Here is a 16,437-nt window from a genome sequence, read left to right as displayed (position 1 = left end):
CGCCCCACCCCGGAGGACTCCATGAAGAAACTGCTTGCCCTGACCGCCCTCGTGCTGACCGCCCAGGCCTCGGCCGCCACCCTGACCGTCTGGAACCACTTCACGGACGCCAGCGAGGTCGCGTGGCTCCAGGCGCAGGTCGCCGCGTACACCAAGGCCAGCGGCCACAAGGTCAGCATCGTGTCCGTGCCGCTCGACCAGATTCCCGACAAGCTGATCCAGGCCGCGCCCAAGGGCCAGGGACCGGACCTGATCGTCACGCTGCCGCAGGACCGCCTGGGGCAACTCGCGGCGGCCGGCGTGGTCGAACCGCTCGACCGCTACCTGACCACCCGCACCGACCTCGATAAGACCGCCCTGAGCGCCATGACCTACGGCGGTAAACTGTTCGGCCTGCCCATGTTCGCCGAGTCGGTCGCGCTGATCTACAACAAGAAACTCGTGCCGAAAGCGCCCACCACCTGGGACGAGTTCATCCGCGCCGCGCAGACGAACACCGCCAACGGCCGCTACGGCTTCCTGATGGACCTCAGCAACGCCTACGCCAACTACGGCGTGTTCAGCGCCTACGGCGGCTACATCTTCAGGAACAACGCCGGCACCCTGAACGTCAAGGACGTCGGCATCGGCAACGCCGGCGCGCAGAAGGCCCTGGGCCTGCTGAACGACCTGCGCTACCGGTACAAACTCGTGCCCGAGGGCGTCAGCGCCGACGCCGCCAAGGGCGCGTTCGTGGACGGCCGCCTCGCCATGTTCATCACGGGCCCGTGGGACATGGGGGACATTCGCAAGGCCGGCATCGACTTCGGCATCACGACGCTGCCCACCCCTCCCGGCGCGACCGGCAAATGGAGCCCGTTCGTGGGCGTGCAGGGCGTGATCCTGAACGCCTACGGCAAGAACAAGGTCGCCTCCAGCGCCCTGGCGCGCAGCCTCGTGAGCCGCGCCTCGCAGACCAGCTTCAATCAGGCGGGCGGCCGCATCCCGGTCAGTCTCGCCGCCCGCACGCAGCTGAAAAGCAATCCGGTCGTGCAGGGCTTCGGGCGGGCCATCTCGGCCGGGACGCCCATGCCGAACGTGCCGCAGATGGGGTCCATCTGGGGACCGTGGGGGAATGCCGTGGCGCAGGCCGTGCAGAAACCCACGCCGGACTACCGGTCCATCCTGGACGCCGCCATGAAGGAGATCAATGGAAGCATAAAATAAGCGCCGATCGCGCAGACCTGGTCGGACGCGCCCCCTGTCACCCGGCAGGGGGCGCGTCCGTGACGCCCCTTCAGCGCTTCAGCGGCGGGGTCGGCCCGCACCCCGCCGGGCAGGCGCGCGGCGCTCCTGGTACGCCTGCACCTGCTCGGCGCTGATCTCGCCGCGCGCGACGGCGCGCTGCACGGCGCAGCCCGGCTCTCCGGTGTGGGTGCATTTGCGGTAGCGGCAGTCGGCGGCGATCTCCTCGATGCGGGCGGGATCGGCGGCCACGCCCTCCGGGTCCCACACGGCGATGTCGCGCAGGCCCGGATTGTCCACCAGCAACCCGCCGCCCGGCACGCGGTACAGGGTGCGGGCGGTGGTGGTGTGGCGGCCCAGGCCCTCGGCCATCAGGCCGCCGGTCTGCGCGGCCTCGCGGCCCAGCAGGGCGTTCGTGAGGGTGCTCTTGCCCACCCCGGACGACCCGATGAGCGCGGCGGTCAGGCCGGGGCTCAGCAGGGCGCGCACGCCGCCCAGGCCATCCCCCGTGCGGGCGTTCACGGCGTGCAGCGGCGCGTCCGGGGCCAGGGCGCCCAGCTCGGTCAGGTACCGCTGCGGGTCGGGGGTCAGGTCGGTCTTGTTCAGGATCAGGGCCGGCTGCGCGCCACTGGCCTGCACGGCCGCCACGTAACGGCCCAGGCGCGGCAGGTCGAAGTCCTGGTCGGGCGCGGTGACGATCAGGACCGTGTCCACGTTCGCGGTGATGACCTGCCGGCCCAGGCCGCCGTTCACGGCCCGCGCGAAGGTGGTGCGGCGCGGCAGCAGCGCCGTGACCCGCCGCTCCGGGGTGTCCGCGAGGGTCTGCGCGATCACCCAGTCGCCCATGACCGGCTGCGTGTCCGGGTCCTGCCGCATCGCGCCGGTCAGCAGGGCGTCGTGTTCGCCGTCGGCGGCCCACAGGCGCAGCGAGGACCGCCCGACGCCCGCCACGCGCGCCGGGTGCAGGCCGGGGCGGTCGTCCGGTGCGGCGGCCTTCAGGGCGGCGTTCAGGGCCTCCTGCAGGTCGTCGGTCCAGCCGAGGGCCAGCAGTTCGGGGGTGGGGGAAGCGGGGGTCAACGGGACCGTCCGGCGGGGCGACGGGGGGCCGGGGCACCCGCGCGGTGGGCGAGGCAGTCGAACTTCATGCCGGCAGGGTAGCGCTGCGGACGGGCAGGACGCTGCGGCCCCGCTCGCCATTCATCATGAACTCCGCAGGTCGGCGCTGTGACAAGCCTGCCAGAGGCCGCGTGGCAGGCTGCGGGTACTCATGCACCCGGACGTGGCAGACACATTGATCGGCGCCTTCTACGTCAACGTGTGTATCCTGACCACCTCGGCGCTGCTGATGGGCCTGACCTTCTCGCGGCGTGGGCGCTGGGTGGCGCCGCTGCGCGCGGCGCTGTACGGCCTGACGAGCGCCGCGCTGCTGCTGTTCACCTTCCCGGCCGGGCCGGAGCTGTTCATCGACCTGCGGCTCGTGCCGCTGGCGCTGGCCGCCTACCGCCTCGGGCCGGGCTGGGCGCTGCTGGCGGCGCTGCCGGTCACGGCGTACCGCGTGTGGGTGGGTGGGCCGGCGCTGGGCGGCACGCTGCTGCACCTGACGCTGGTGCTGCTGCTCGCGTCGCGCCTGCGTCACCGGGGCGCGGCGCCGCACCTGCCGCTGCGCGAGAATGCCCGCCGGTCACTGCTGATCTTCGGCCCGGCGGCCCTGACGGTCTTCCCGACGTTCCTGATGCTGGGGCGGCCCGTGACGGACGCGGCGCTGCCGTACCTGATGGTCGTGACCTTCAGCGTGCTGGGCTTCAGTCTGTGGACCACCGTGGTGGCCACCGTGGCCCGCGCCTTCGAGCGCGCCGCGCCGGACGCCCCCACCACGGACCTGCTGACCGGCCTGCCGGACCGGCGCGCCTTCGAGCTGGCCGCCGCGCAGGCGGGCGGGGACAGGTACCTGCTGCTGCTGGACCTCGACCACTTCCGGGCGCTGAACGAGCAGCACGGGCACGAGGTCGGGGATCAGGTGTTGCAGGCGGCGGCGCAGGTGCTCGAGCGGCAACTGGGCCGCGCCGGGACGGTCTACCGGCTGGGCGGCGAGGAGTTCGCGGCGCTGCTGCGCGCCGAGTCCGTGCAGGACGCCCGGCACCTCGCGGACCGGGCGCGCCGTTCCCTGCCGGCGCAGCTGACCGCGCGGCTGGGCCGGTCCGACCTGCGGGTCACGCTGTCCGGCGGGCTGGTCACGGCCGGCCCGGACGCCCTGCCGCGCGCCGAGCGCCTGCTGTACGCCGCGAAGCAGGCCGGGCGTCACCGCATCCTGGACAGCTGGCAGCGCGCGCCGGAGGGAGCGGCGACCACCCCGCTGAACCGGACCTCGCCGGCCGTGAGTACCCTGCGGACCCTGCTGCAGTTCATCGCCGGGAACGGCAATCCGGGCGACGAGCCGGACCTGCAGGCACTCCTGAACGCCGCCATCGCCTGCGTGCCCGGCGCGGAGGCCGGCAGCATCAGCGTGCGCGGCGCGGAGTGGTCGGAAGTGCGCGTGCAGTCCGGGTACACCGACGACCTGCTCGGCACGCGCCACACGTCCGAGCAGATGCTGTACTGGCACGGACAGCCGGCCGCGTGGCAGGCCGGGCAGCCGCGCGTCCTGACCGGCGAGGAACTGCGCCGCCGCTCGCGGGGCGCGCACGCACCAGACTCGCCGGAACAGCGGACGCTGGAGGAGGCCGGGCGCCAGAACGAGTTGCAGGCGAACATCCTGATCCCCGTGCGGGTGCAGGGCAACGTGTACGCCGAACTGAACCTCGACAGCCTCAGTTCCGAGGACGCCTTCGACGCCGAGTCCCTGAAAGTCGCCGAGGAGTTCGGGCTGTGGGCGGCCGCGATCCTGTCGGCCAGCATCCGCGTGCGGCAGGCGCTCTCGTCGCAGGACGCCGCGCTGCTCACGCTGGGCGTGGCGCTCGAGGCGCGCGACATGGAAACGCAGGGCCACACGCGCCGGGTCGTGGATCTCGCCACCGACCTGGGCCGCGCCCTGAACCTCGGCGCGGGCGAACTGCACATGCTGCGGCAGGGCGCGGCGCTGCACGACCTGGGCAAGCTGCTCATCCCGGACCGCATCCTGCTCAAGGCCGGGCCGCTCACGCCGGACGAGTGGGACACCATGAAGACCCACGCGACCCTCGGCGCGGACCTCGCCGCGCAGCTGACTGACCTGATGCCCGCCGTGCTGGACGTGATCCGCAGCCACCACGAACGCTGGGACGGCAGCGGCTACCCGCAGGGCCTGCGCGGCGACGACATTCCGCTGCTGGCCCGGATCTTCAGCGTCTGCGACGTGTTCGACGCCCTGACCAGCGCCCGCCCGTACAAGGACGCCTGGAGCAGCGAGGCGGCCCTGGCCGAGATCGCCGCGCAGGCCGGGCGGCAGTTCGACCCGCAGGTCGTCCGGGCCTTCCTGACCCTGCAAGGGCGCGAACTCGGCCGCCCGGCCTGAACCGCGCCTCCACAGGAGGTGCGCAGCTGATCCAGCACCCTCACGGAGGTTTATTTTTTCTTAATGAAAAAATCGAATTCGCCACGACTCTTAGCCTGAACACAGACCACTCGCTGCTGCCCGGATGCAACGGCAAGACAGTCAATCGGGATCCATCCGCAGTGAAGCGCTTCGCATGGGCGCGGCGGGCATTGTAAGAGTTGGTTTGTTTCGTTGACAGATCGGAACACCAACGATCTGTCAACTCCACGTCCGGAGGGGCGTTCTGCTCCTACTCGCTCTTGTGCGAAGCTCTGCAAGTCCGCTCGTACCCAGCGGCTTTGCAAGCCATTCAATCGGAGTTCGTATCAGCGTTGAAGCTCCCATTGCGAGATTTCGGGAAAGCGCCACAACCTCTCCATGCCCACTCCAACGCACTGTTTCTACTCCGCGCTCCGCGCGGTTTATCTACAAGATAAACGCAGTGTGCTTAGCGTTTCGCTCGCAGTTACCGGCATGCGCGTCGACCAGAATGACGACTGATACGGATTCCGTTTATGTCGCTAACAAGCCGGAATTTCACCGGATTGCCAGCTCCACGTCCGGAGGGGCGTTTTGCTCCCACTCGCTTCGCTCGGACCCAGCGGGCTTTGCAGCCTATTCAATCGGAGTCCGTGTGATTTCAGATCAGGCATGATACGGATTCCGTTTGTTTCGCTGACAATCCGGAACTTCACCGGATTGCCAGCTCCACGTCCGGAACCCGCCCTGCTCCCACTCGCATCCGCTCGGATTGAATGGTCTTTGCAGTCCATTCAATCGGAGTCCGTATGAGACCTCATATACACTTCTCATACTCTGGCAGTGTCCTCTCCTGTTACGGTGACCTCGGTACCCGCCTCCCATACGGCCTGTCATGCCCAGCCACCTTGAGCTGACATACCGCACCTGTCAATCGCCATGCCGACCTGATCCTCCTGTGAAGTTCCTGGCAAGAAGGGATCGAAGCGCCTCCAGCCGCAGTCGAGCCGCACAGTCACCATGACCGGGTCGACCAGTCTTCTCACAGAGGATCAGGAACGCTGACAGCGGCCTCTCATATTTCAGCCCCGAAGCCGGGTTTGTGCGTCCCTGTCGGATTTTTAACAAGATGAACGGCCGGTCACCCCTAGGCTGACCGTCGATGAAAACCCTCCCCCTGCTCCCCGGCCACTGGCCTTCTGCTCTTCTACTCACCGGCACCCTGCTGGCCTCCTGCGGTTCAACCGGACCCACCGCGTCGGTGTCCCTGACCCCACCCACCTCAGCCCTTGAGGCGGAGGCCGCAGAAGTGGGCGTGGATTCCGGCCTCCAGACCGCCGCTGTCATCGAGCCGGGTGGCCGCGCCGCCACCATCATTAGCGATCCGGCGGCCAGCGGTGGCCGCGCCGCACGGCTCGATGACAGCGGCGCCGCCGTACGCTTCATCCTGCCGGCCGGTACAACCGGCACGAACACCGTGAAGGTGCAGGCGCGCGGCGTGAGCTACCAGGGCGCGCCGGTTGTCGCCCTGCGCGTCAACGGCCGTGAGGTTGCCCGCACCACCCTCAACCGCACCACGTACGGTCCTGTTTCACTCGGCACGTTAACCCTGAATGCCGGCGATACGGTCCGGCTGGTCCTGGTCAACGGCGAGGCGAGTGCCCAGCGTGCCGCGATCATCGACTACCTGACTGTCGACCGCGCCGGTACAGCCGTCCCAACCCCGACCCCTGCGCCAGTCCCCGCGCCGGTCCCGGCCCCCACGCCCACTCCGGTTCCGGCACCTGCCCCGACCCCCACTCCCGGTGTGAAGGCCCCACCGACGGGTAAGGTCAGCTGGGACTGGCAGATCGGCGCGAACAGCGACTCGAATATCATCGTTCCGGCCGGCGTGCAACTGATCGATATCGATGGATTCACCGCGTCGGCCGCAAAAGTCGCGCAGCTCAACCAGCAGGGCCTATACACCGTCTGTTACCTGGACGTCGGCAGCTACGAGCCTGGCCGGCCGGACTCTGCCCAGTACCCCAGCTACCTGAAAATTCAGCAGGACCCCGACTGGCCCTCCGAGTATTTCCTGGACGTGACTGACGTTTTCAAGCCGAACTCCGTACTCGCCAGGATCCTGCAGAACCGTTTCAAGATGTGCCGCGACAAGGGCTTTGCTGCCATCGAACCTGACAACCTCCAGAACGACGAGAATGTCCGCGGCGGCCTGATCACCACGCAGCAGCAGATCGACTTCAACGGCTGGGTTGCCGATCAGGCCCACGCCGTCGGCCTGGCGGTCTTCCAGAAGAACGGCCCAGACAAGATTCTGCTGCGTGACCGCACCGGCCAGATGATGGTCGAGAAGTTCGACGGCATCCTGAACGAGCAGTGTCAGGAGTACAACGAATGCGGCGCCCTCGCCGAGTACACCAAGCGCGGCAAGCTGGCCCTAAACGTCGAGTACAAGCAGGGCCTGAGCCTCAACTGCGCCCAGTTCACCAGCCTGGGTGTCAACTCGTTGAAAAAGGACCTGAATCTCGTGGGCGCCAACATGTCTGGCTACCTACGCCAGACCTGCCCCTGAATCACGCCCGTTACGCCCCGCCCTCCCGCCCCCGGCAACGTTTCTGTAACGGCATCTACCCGCATGAAACGGCTCCGCGCCGCCCCCCTGTGTACTGTCGCGGCTATGTGAGCGGCTTTCAGGCAACCCGTGCCGCCGTGCTCACGCGTGCGGACCGGTCACCGGTTCGGCCCGGGGGGGCGAATGTCCATGAAGATTGCGTTGCTGTGCGAGGGCACCTATCCACACACCCAGGGGGGCGTGAGTGTTTGGTGTGATCAGTTGATCGCTGGTCTGCCAGAACATCAGTTCGAGGTGTACGCCATCAGCGGTCAGCCGCTGCACCGCTCGGATCACGACTTGCCGGTCAACGTCTCCCAGCTGGTCAGCGTGCCCATCTGGGCGGCCGGTCAACCCCGGCGCAGCGCCGGACGTGACCACGACCTGAGAGACGGGTACGCGCAGCTGCTGTACAGCCTGTTCCTACCGGGAGTCGGGCCGGCACAGTTCCTGGCCGCGCTGCGCAAGCTGTTCGAATACGCGCAGCGCTGGGATCTGTCGCGCGCCCTGGATACCGGTGAGCGCGCCACGCAGCTGTACCAAGCGTGGCGCGCCGCTGCCCGCGCGCCGCAGGAACACCAGCCGCGCAGCGGGGACCTGCTGCTGCCACCCACGCTGGCCGACGCGCTGCGGGCGCACTCGTGGCTGGAACATTTCCTGCGGCCCCTGTCGTGCCGGCCGTCACAGGCGCAGGTGTGCCACGCCACCTCGAACGGGCTGAGTCCGCTGCTCGCGTTCGGCTGCAAGTGGACGTACGGCACGCCGGTCATCCTGACCGAGCACGGCATCTACCTGCGCGAACGCTACCTGGAACTGCGGTTCAGTGGGCACAGTCCGGCGTTCAAGTCGTTCCTGCTGCGCTTTTACAGTCAGCTCAGCGCCGCCGCGTACCAGATGGCGGACCTGATCACGCCCGGCTCGCACTACAACGAGCGCTGGGAGCGTCAGCAGGGAGCCGCGCCAGAACGGATTCACGCGGTGTACAACGGCGTGAACCCGGCAGCATTCCCGCAGGCGTTCAGTGAACCGACCGAACCGACGATCAGCTGGGTGGGCCGCATCGATCCTCTCAAAGACCTGGAAACGTTGATCCGGGCGTTCGGCATGGTCCGCGAGCACCTGCCGTCCGCGCGGCTCCGGATGTTCGGCAGCGTCCCGCACGGCAACGAAGGATACGCCCGCTCCTGCCAGGTTCTGATCAATGACCTGAAACTCACGGGGGCGGCTGCCTTCGAGGGTCGCATAGAGAACGTCGTGTCCGGCTACCACGCCGGGCATATGGTCGCGCTGACAAGCATCTCCGAGGGCTTTCCGTACACGTTGATCGAGGCGATGGCGGCCGGGCGCGCCACGGTCGCCACCGACGTGGGCGGCGTGTCCGAGGCCATCGGGGAAACCGGACTGGTCGTGCCGTCCCGCGACCCGGCCGGCGTGGCGCGCGCCAGCCTGCAACTGCTGGGCGACACGCCCCTGCGCACGCGCCTGGGCAACGCGGCGCGCGAACGGGTGCTGAGCGAGTTCACGCTCGACAGTTTCCTGAAGGTGTACCGCCTGATCTACCCGCAGGTGGCGGCGCTGGCACCCGCCAGGAGGTGGAGCGCATGACTCGCGCCGCCGGACCGGAGCAGCGGTCCACCTCACCGCTCGCGCAGCTGTCACGGCAACTGAACAGCGCCTGCACGGCCGCCGTGCAACCACTGGAACTCGCCGCCATCCTGGAAGCCGAGGGGCTGACGGATAGCCTGGCGCAGCAGCGGTACGGAGAGGTCAGCGTGTTCAGCTGCGCCGAACGGCTGTACGGCATGGTGCCGTACCGGGCGCCCGGTATGCCGGTCGTGCGGGCCGCGCCTCGCCCGCTGCCCGTCAGGAGCCTGCTGCGCGGCGGCCTGTACCTGCTGCCAGCCCTCTGGAGTCCGGCGCTGCTGGCCCTGGCGCCGGCTGCGGACGTGTTTCACGGCGCGGGTCTGGGACTGCTGAGTGCCTCTCTGTTCGGTTGGGGCTGGATGCAGGGAGTCGCCTACGTGGGCTTCACGGGACTGGCCTTCGCTCCGGCCGTCGCCGCCCTGCGCCTGCGCCGGGCAGGCATGGCCGCCGCCGCGCTGGGCGGAGGGCTGGCCTTCGCGCTGGCGGCCGCGCTGGGGCAGGATCCCACGCTGGTCACGCTGGCCGCGCTGAGCGTGTCGGTCTACCTGGCCGCTGCGACCGCCCTGCTGGTTCTGGGACAGGAGGTCACGCTTCTGACCGCCAGCCTCCCGGCGCTGCTATGGCTGGGCGTTACGCGGGTCTGGCCAGGAGCGGCAGACCTGTCCTGGGCGGCGCTGCCCCTACCACCCGTGCCGGCAATCACGCTGCTGCTGGCGGTGGGAGGACCGCTCCTGGCCGCCTGGGAGGCCACGCGGCACGCCGGACTGGCCGGCGCTGTCCAGGGATCCTGGCGGCCGGTGCCGTGGACGCAGGCGGGCCTGCACTGCGTGTACGGCTGGCTCTGCGCGGCGGCCATGTCGCTGGTGTTCCTGCTTCCGCTGTCTGGCCTGTCGCCGGACGCCGCGGGCCTGACCGGCCTGTCCTGGAGTCTGGCGCCGCTGGTGCTGACCCTGGGATTCATGGAATTCAGTACCGCGCGGGTGCACCGCAACCTGCGGCTTCAGGCGCAGCGTCCCGATCCGATCGGGAGGATCGTGTGGGGCGCGCTGGGGCAGGTGGGCGCCGGAGCGGGACGGTACCTCGCGCTGCTTGCCGGGACGTACCTCGCGGCCGGCGGCGTGACGGCGGCGCTGAGCATGACGGCCCTGCCGGTCCCGTTACTGGCCGGGCACCTGCTGATGGCACTGTCCCTGCTGCTGAGCAGCCTGCTGAACAACTTTGGCCTGCTGCCCCGCGTGCTGATCGCATGGACAGTGGCAGTGGGGGTGCAGCTGGGCGCGCTGTTCCTGACCGGTCCTGAAACGGCGTACCTGCTGGGCGCGGGGGCGGCCGCCGTCAGCCTGAGCCTGCTGACCGTCCTGGCCGTGCGGGACGTGAGGCACCTCATGTAACGCGGCAGACCTGCCCGGCGCGCAGCGCGCCCAGACCCACCGACCCTCTGGACCGGGGTTCAGCCCGGAAGAACGCGACCTGCGGCGCAGGTCAGGGAGGAGACCGCATGACCCCACTCGTTGCCGTGACCGGTGCAGAAGGTTTCATCGGTTCACATCTGGTCGAGGGTCTGGTGCGCGCCGGGTTCCGGGTGCGGGCCATGGTTCTTTACAACTCGTTCGGATCGCTCGGCTGGCTCGAACGCCTGAACGCCGACGTCAGGGAGCAGGTCGAGGTGACGTTCGGGGATGTCCGCGACCCGCTGTCGGTGCGCGAATGCCTGCGTGACTGCGAGGTCGCGTACCACCTCGCCGCGCTGATTGCCATTCCGTACTCGTACCGGGCACCGCACTCGTACGTTCAGACGAACGTGGTCGGCACCCTGAACGTCCTGGAGGCCGCGCGCGACCTGGGCATCTCCCGCCTGATTCATACGTCCACCAGCGAGGTGTACGGCACGGCCCGCCACGTTCCCATTGCCGAAACGCATCCGTTGCAGGCGCAGTCGCCGTACGCCGCGTCGAAGATCGCGGCGGACAAACTGGTCGAGAGTTACCACCTGAGTTTCGGACTGCCAGTCGTCACCCTGCGGCCCTTCAACACGTACGGCCCGCGTCAGTCGGCGCGCGCGGTCATCCCGACGGTGATCTCGCAGATCGCCGCGCGGCAGGCTGTCATTCGCGTCGGAGCGCTGAAACCCACCCGTGACTTCAACTTCGTGGAGGACACCGTCGCGTCGTTCATCGCGGTCGGAACAGCCCCGGCTGCGGCGGTGGTCGGCCGTACGTTGAACACCGGGACCGGCAGTGAGATCTCAGTCCAGGCTCTCGTGCAGGCCATCGCAGACGTGATGGAACGGCACGTCGAGATCGAGCAGGATCCCCAGCGGCTCCGCCCGGACGCCTCCGAGGTCATGCGGCTGGTCGGAGACAGCTCCGAACTGCGCGCCCTGACCGGCTGGCACCCGCGCCACACCCTGCACGGCGGACTGGCGATCACCAGTCGCTGGTTCCTGGATCCCGCCAACCTCGCCCATTACCGCCCGGACCTGTACGCCGTCTGATACGGACTGCCGTCTGTTTCGCTGACAGATCGGAACACCACCGATCTGCCAGCTCCACGCCCGGAACCCGTTTTTCTCCTACTCGCTTCGCTCGGATTGAACGGTCTTTGCAGTCCATTCAATCGGAGTCCGTATCAGCTTCACTCGGGCCGACCCGTTCGTGGGCGGCCACCCAAGGAGGTCCGTATGCACGCAGTCATTCTGGCAGGCGGTCAAGGCACCCGGCTCCGTCCCTACACCACCTGCGTGCCCAAACCGCTGGTGCCGATCGGGGACCGCTACTCGATCCTGGAAGTAGTGTTCCATCAACTGGCGCACAACGGCTTCACGCGGGTCACGCTGGCCATCGGGCACATGGGGCATCTGATCCGCTCGTTCGTGGGCGACGGCAGCCGCTGGAACCTGAACGTGAATTACCTCGAGGAACACACGCCGCTGGGCACCATCGGTCCGATGCTGGGCGCACTCGATCAGCTACCGGAGCAGTTTCTGGTCATGAATGGCGACGTGTTGACCAACCTGAACTACGCGGCCCTAATGGACACCCACCGCCGGTCGGACGCGCCCGTCACCGTCGCCACCTACGCCCGCGAGGTCCGCAGCGAATTCGGGGTGCTGGACGTGCAGGCCGGCGAGATCATCCGTTTCCGCGAGAAGCCGGTGTTCGATTTCATGGTCAGCATGGGCATCTACGCCTTCCGGCGCGCCACCCTGGAACGCTACGAAGCCGGGCAGCCCTTCGGATTCGACCAGCTGATCCTGGATCTGCTGGCGCGCGGGGAACATCCGGCCAGCTACTCCTTCGGCGGGTACTGGCTGGACATCGGTCGCCCTGACGATTATGACCGCGCCAACCTGGAATTCGAGCAGTACATCGACATCCTGATGCCCGGCCGGGCGGGCGCATCCCCGGTCCTGCCGACCGTCAATCCCGGCACGCTGAACGTGGCGGTCACGCCATGACGCAGGTGCTGCTGCTGGGCGCGGGAGGATTCCTGGGCCGCCCGGTGGCGCGCGCGCTGCAGGACGCGCCGGATTTCACGTTGACGGCCGCGCCGCGCCGGACGGCGCTGGACCTGCTCAGCGCGCACGACGCCGACTGGAACCGCCTGCTGCTCGATCCGGTCCCGGACGTGATCATCAACGCGGCCGGCCGCACCACGGGCACGCTTCAGGAGGTGCATGAGGACAACACGCTGCTCGTACAGACGCTGCTGCGGCACCTGAAACGCCTGCGCCTGAGCCCGTGGCTGGTGCAGTTCGGGTCCGCCGCCGAGTACGGACCGACAGGTGCGGAGCCCGTCACGGAATCCTTTGCAGGCCACCCGGCCAGTTCGTACGCGCAGAGTAAGTTCGACGCGACTGCGCTGCTGCTGCGTCACTTCGGAACCGGCGAGGCGCGCGGAGTCGCGCTGCGGATCTTCAACCCGGTCGGGGCCGGTCAGGGCCCACAGACCCTGCCCGGTCAGGCAGCCCTGAAGTTCCGTCAGGCCCTGCTGGAGGGCACGCAGACAGTCGATTTCGGGCCGCTCGACTCGGCGCGTGATTTCGTGAACCTGCGGGACGTCACAGCTGCCGCTCTGTTCGCCGCGCGGCTGCAGCAGGGACCGCCGGTCCTGAACGTCGGATCTGGTCAGGCGACCCTGTCACGCGATCTGGTCGGCGCATTGGCGCGGCTGGCAGGGTACCGCGGCAAGATCACGGAGCAGGCGCCTCCCTCGGCCCGGTCAGGCGCGGTGCTGTGGCAGCAGGCGGACCTGCAGGCCGCGGCGGCGCTGGGCTGGACGCCCGCATTCACGCTGACCGGCGCGCTTGAAGACCTGTGGCATTCGCTTCCCCGGACCTTCCAGGTCCACAAGGAGACCGCTCATGGCACTGTTCAGCTCTGATCACTTCCGGCGGACCGCACAGCTTAGTTGCCTGCTGCTGGCCGCCTGTTCCTCCGCGCCGCCCTCACAGAATCCGGACGCAGGCGATCACGCCGCTCACGCGCCTGGTTTCGCGCGCCCCGGAGTACCGCTGGCCGCACCGGCCCCGCCGCCCGCCAGCAACCTGAACCCGCTGCCGGACCTGCGCGGACCCACCCGGCCCGCTCCTCTGCGCAGCCTGGGCCTGACCAACCCGGCGGTCGTGGCGCTCAAGGTTCTGATCCTGACCGCCCCGAACGATTATGGCCTGAGCAGCGCCCGCACCATGCTTGATCAGGCGGGCGTGCCGTACGACGTGATTGACCCGACCGTCACGCCCCTCACCACCGATTCGCTGATCGCTCAAGATGGCAGCGGCCGTTACCAAGGTGTCATTCTCACAAGTGGGAATCTCGCCTTCGAGGCCTCCCCTGGCGTTTGGCAAAGCGCGCTGGACTGGGGCGCCTGGAACCTGCTGTGGCAGTACGAGACCACGTACCAGGCGCGGCAGCTGGCGCTGTACACCTATCCTGGCACCTGGCCAGAAGATTACGGCCTGCGGGACGCCGGGGTGGCCAGTCCCAGCGCGGACCTGCGACTCACGGCCGCTGGTCAGTCGGTCTTCCAGGATATCCGGGCGGGCGCGACCCTGCCGGTCCGGTACGCCTACAACTACCCGGCGACGACCGTGGAGGTCAACGGCGTGACGACCACGCCCCTGCTGACCGATCCGGCCGGGCGGGTGCTGGCCGCGCAATCCAACACGGGGGGCCGCGAGCGGCTGGCGCTGACCTTCGCGCAGAACCCCAATCTGCTGCACACCGCGCTGCTGAACGATAGCCTGCTGAGCTGGCTTACTCGCGGCGTGTATATCGGCGAGTACCGCCGTTACAACCAGCTGGACGTGGACGACTGGTTCCTGCCCGGTGACGTGTTCAACGAAACGACCGGTCAGGTACAGCCGGAGGCCTTCCGGCTGCGGCCCAGCGACGCGCTGGCGCTGCCGGCGCAGCAACGGACGCTGCGTACCACCTATCCGGTCACGGCCGGTTTCAAACTGGCCGTCATGTTCAACGGAGGCGGCGCGAACACGGCGGCCCCGGCCAGCTGCAACGCCAGCGTCGTCAGTCCCGACCCGCTGTCCAGCGTCACGCGCTGCCTGACCGGGACGTTCGACTGGGTCAACCATACCCTCGATCACGTGTACATGGATTTCCTGAACCTCACGGATTCAGCGGTGCAGGTGCAGAGCAACCTAAATGTCGGAACGGCCATGGGGCTGTCCATGAGCCGCGCCAGTCTGGTGACCGGGGATATGTCCGGCCTGGGCTACTACAACGCTGCCGGGGACGGACCGAAAACCAATTACGGACTGGGGGCCTCGAACACCGCGTTCCTGCAGGCCGCGCAGAACAGTGGCGTGAAGTACCTCTCGTCGAACCGTTCGGTGGACGGGCAGTGGGACCCGGGCTGCGCCGGCTGCGGCCTGCCTCATCCGCTCAGGCCCTCGGTGTTCCTAGTGCCGCGCTGGCCGACGAACATCTTCTACCACGTCACGACACCCGCACAGGTCGCTGCGGCGTACAACTCCGTCTACGGCCCGGGCGGCACCGCGCCGTTCTGGGACCGCCCGCTGAGCTACCAGGAAATCCTGGATCAGGAAGGGCAGATTGCGCTGACACACGTTCTGAGCGGCGCGGCCTTCCCGCACTACATGCATCAGGGGAACTTGCGGGAGTACACACCTGGACGCAGCCTCGTCTTCGACTGGGAGATGAACCTCGTGGGCCGTTACGCGGCGTACTCGACCATGCCGCTGAAAAACCTGAACTGGGACGCTCTGGGCGCATACGTGAAGAGCCGCACGTCGTTCATGAAAAGCGGCCTGAGCGGCAGCTGGAACCGGCAGACGCGCGTGATTACCGTCCGGTCTGCGAATGGCGGCGCAGGCTACCTGACCGGCGTCACGCTCGGCCGGCCCGAGACGTACGCTGGGCGCATCATCAGCCGCTTCGACCTGACCGCCGGGCAGACGGCGACCGCTCCGGTACCCTGATGAACACCAGTCGGCTGCGTTCCCGCACGCCTAGACCGGCCTCCGGCTGGAGTCAGCCGCTCTGCGCGCCGGAAACCGACCCGCGCGACGATCCGGCTCGTCACCGCGCGCTGGCGGTGTACTACGGTCAGGACGGACTGCGGCAGCTGGCCCGCTACCGGCGGGTGGCGGTGCAGCCGGGGCATTTCCGCGCAACCGAGGTCACCTGGTTGCAACGCCAGGGGGTGAAAGTCCTCGCGTACCTGAGCCTGGGCGAGGACACCGACCCCCAGGCGCCCTGGCGGATGGGCGAGGCGCTGCCCACCTGGCATACCTTTCAGGTGGACCTGCGGCACCCGGCGTGGGCGCAGCGGGTGCGGGCGCAGGTCGAGGCGTCCGCCCGGTTTGACGGTTTTCTGCTCGATACCCTGGAGAGCGCCGGAAACGACGCTCAGCAGAAACGCGCCATGTTGAAACTGATCCGGCAGGTACGCGCCTGGAGCGGCGGCCGTTACCTGATCGCCAATCGCGGCTTCAGTCTGCTGGATCGGTTACGCGGAACCGTGGACGCCGTCCTGATCGAATCGTTCACCACCACGTGGCAGGGCGGGTACCGCGCGTACCGCCAGCACGAACTGGCCTACACCCACGGGCTGCTGACCGCCGCGCGCCGCCTGAACCTGAGCGTCTACGCACTGGATTATGCCGACACGCCCGCACTCAGGAGAACGGCGCTACGACGCGCGGCTGCCCTGGGAGTGCCCACCTTCGTCACCAACCGGACCCTCACGCTGCCCGGTGGGTTCCGCGCCGGGAGCCGCGCGCCACCCCTGACCGACTGATACGGACTCCGATTGAATGGGCTGCAAAGACCGTTCAATCCGAGCGAAGCGAGTAGGAGAAAAACGGGTTCCGGACGTGGAGCTGGCAATCCGGTGAAGTTCCGGATTGTCAGCGAAACAAACGGAATCCGATGATACGGACTGCCGTTTGTTTCGCAGGGGACCCGGATACCGGGTGGCCTACTAA

General features: G+C 68.3%; 11 protein-coding genes. 10 read left to right on the top strand and 1 reads right to left on the bottom strand.

Features of this window, described 5'->3' with window-relative positions:
• Nucleotides 1-21: 21 nt before the first annotated feature.
• Entirely contained in the window at nt 22-1,206 is a 1,185-nt protein-coding gene (locus BXU09_RS16965; protein WP_078305521.1) for a maltose ABC transporter substrate-binding protein, read from the top strand.
• Between the two features lie 78 nt (nt 1,207-1,284).
• Here BXU09_RS16965 and rsgA read toward each other — a convergent pair whose 3' ends face one another.
• Nucleotides 1,285-2,301, bottom strand: coding sequence for a ribosome small subunit-dependent GTPase A (gene rsgA, locus BXU09_RS16960; RefSeq protein WP_168174654.1), 1,017 nt, complete (start codon nt 2,299-2,301; stop codon nt 1,285-1,287).
• Between the two features lie 202 nt (nt 2,302-2,503).
• Here rsgA and BXU09_RS16955 point away from each other — a divergent pair, with 202 nt between their 5' ends.
• The 9 genes from BXU09_RS16955 to BXU09_RS16915 all read left to right on the top strand — a co-directional run bounded on the left by BXU09_RS16955 (nt 2,504) and on the right by BXU09_RS16915 (nt 16,250).
• Nucleotides 2,504-4,714 carry an HD domain-containing phosphohydrolase gene (locus BXU09_RS16955; protein ID WP_168174653.1) on the top strand — a complete coding sequence of 737 codons (2,211 nt, stop codon included), beginning with the start codon at nt 2,504-2,506 and terminating at the stop codon, nt 4,712-4,714.
• Between the two features lie 1,162 nt (nt 4,715-5,876).
• Entirely contained in the window at nt 5,877-7,289 is a 1,413-nt protein-coding gene (locus BXU09_RS16950; protein WP_078305518.1) for an endo alpha-1,4 polygalactosaminidase, read from the top strand.
• A 189-nt stretch (nt 7,290-7,478) separates the two neighbouring features.
• Entirely contained in the window at nt 7,479-8,933 is a 1,455-nt protein-coding gene (gene pelF / locus BXU09_RS16945) for a GT4 family glycosyltransferase PelF (RefSeq protein ID WP_240501460.1), read from the top strand.
• On the top strand, nt 8,930-10,363 hold the full coding sequence (locus tag BXU09_RS16940) for a hypothetical protein (RefSeq protein ID WP_078305516.1): 1,434 nt from the start codon (nt 8,930-8,932) through the stop codon (nt 10,361-10,363). The genes pelF and BXU09_RS16940 overlap by 4 nt, the downstream gene beginning before the upstream one ends.
• 107 nt (nt 10,364-10,470) lie before the next feature.
• Nucleotides 10,471-11,466 (top strand): GDP-mannose 4,6-dehydratase, encoded by a 996-nt coding sequence (locus BXU09_RS16935; RefSeq protein WP_078305515.1) that lies wholly within the window; start codon nt 10,471-10,473, stop codon nt 11,464-11,466.
• A gap of 186 nt (nt 11,467-11,652) precedes the next feature.
• Nucleotides 11,653-12,429 (top strand): sugar phosphate nucleotidyltransferase, encoded by a 777-nt coding sequence (locus BXU09_RS16930; RefSeq protein ID WP_078305514.1) that lies wholly within the window; start codon nt 11,653-11,655, stop codon nt 12,427-12,429.
• Nucleotides 12,426-13,355, top strand: coding sequence for an NAD(P)-dependent oxidoreductase (locus BXU09_RS16925; RefSeq protein WP_078305513.1), 930 nt, complete (start codon nt 12,426-12,428; stop codon nt 13,353-13,355). Before BXU09_RS16930 ends, BXU09_RS16925 begins: the two co-directional genes overlap by 4 nt.
• Complete coding sequence (locus tag BXU09_RS16920; protein WP_078305512.1) at nt 13,336-15,429, top strand: hypothetical protein; 2,094 nt, start codon at nt 13,336-13,338, stop codon at nt 15,427-15,429. Before BXU09_RS16925 ends, BXU09_RS16920 begins: the two co-directional genes overlap by 20 nt.
• Nucleotides 15,429-16,250: an endo alpha-1,4 polygalactosaminidase gene (locus tag BXU09_RS16915; protein WP_078305511.1), complete on the top strand. Its 822-nt coding sequence runs from the start codon at nt 15,429-15,431 to the stop codon at nt 16,248-16,250. The genes BXU09_RS16920 and BXU09_RS16915 overlap by 1 nt, the downstream gene beginning before the upstream one ends.
• Nucleotides 16,251-16,437: the final 187 nt, after the last annotated feature.

The sequence above is a fragment of the Deinococcus sp. LM3 genome, assembly GCF_002017875.1.
Taxonomy (GTDB): Bacteria; Deinococcota; Deinococci; order Deinococcales; family Deinococcaceae; genus Deinococcus.
This window is presented reverse-complemented; position numbering and strand designations above follow the sequence as displayed.

Excerpts from the sequence above, each read along its gene's own strand:
- BXU09_RS16965 (WP_078305521.1), top strand. The coding sequence starts at position 22 with ATGAAGAAACTGCTTGCCCTGACCGCCCTCGTGCTGACCGCCCAGGCC.
- BXU09_RS16950 (WP_078305518.1), top strand. The coding sequence starts at position 5,877 with ATGAAAACCCTCCCCCTGCTCCCCGGCCACTGGCCTTCTGCTCTTCTA.
- pelF (WP_240501460.1), top strand. The coding sequence starts at position 7,479 with ATGAAGATTGCGTTGCTGTGCGAGGGCACCTATCCACACACCCAGGGG.
- BXU09_RS16940 (WP_078305516.1), top strand. The coding sequence starts at position 8,930 with ATGACTCGCGCCGCCGGACCGGAGCAGCGGTCCACCTCACCGCTCGCG.
- BXU09_RS16935 (WP_078305515.1), top strand. The coding sequence starts at position 10,471 with ATGACCCCACTCGTTGCCGTGACCGGTGCAGAAGGTTTCATCGGTTCA.
- BXU09_RS16930 (WP_078305514.1), top strand. The coding sequence starts at position 11,653 with ATGCACGCAGTCATTCTGGCAGGCGGTCAAGGCACCCGGCTCCGTCCC.
- BXU09_RS16925 (WP_078305513.1), top strand. The coding sequence starts at position 12,426 with ATGACGCAGGTGCTGCTGCTGGGCGCGGGAGGATTCCTGGGCCGCCCG.
- BXU09_RS16920 (WP_078305512.1), top strand. The coding sequence starts at position 13,336 with ATGGCACTGTTCAGCTCTGATCACTTCCGGCGGACCGCACAGCTTAGT.
- BXU09_RS16915 (WP_078305511.1), top strand. The coding sequence starts at position 15,429 with ATGAACACCAGTCGGCTGCGTTCCCGCACGCCTAGACCGGCCTCCGGC.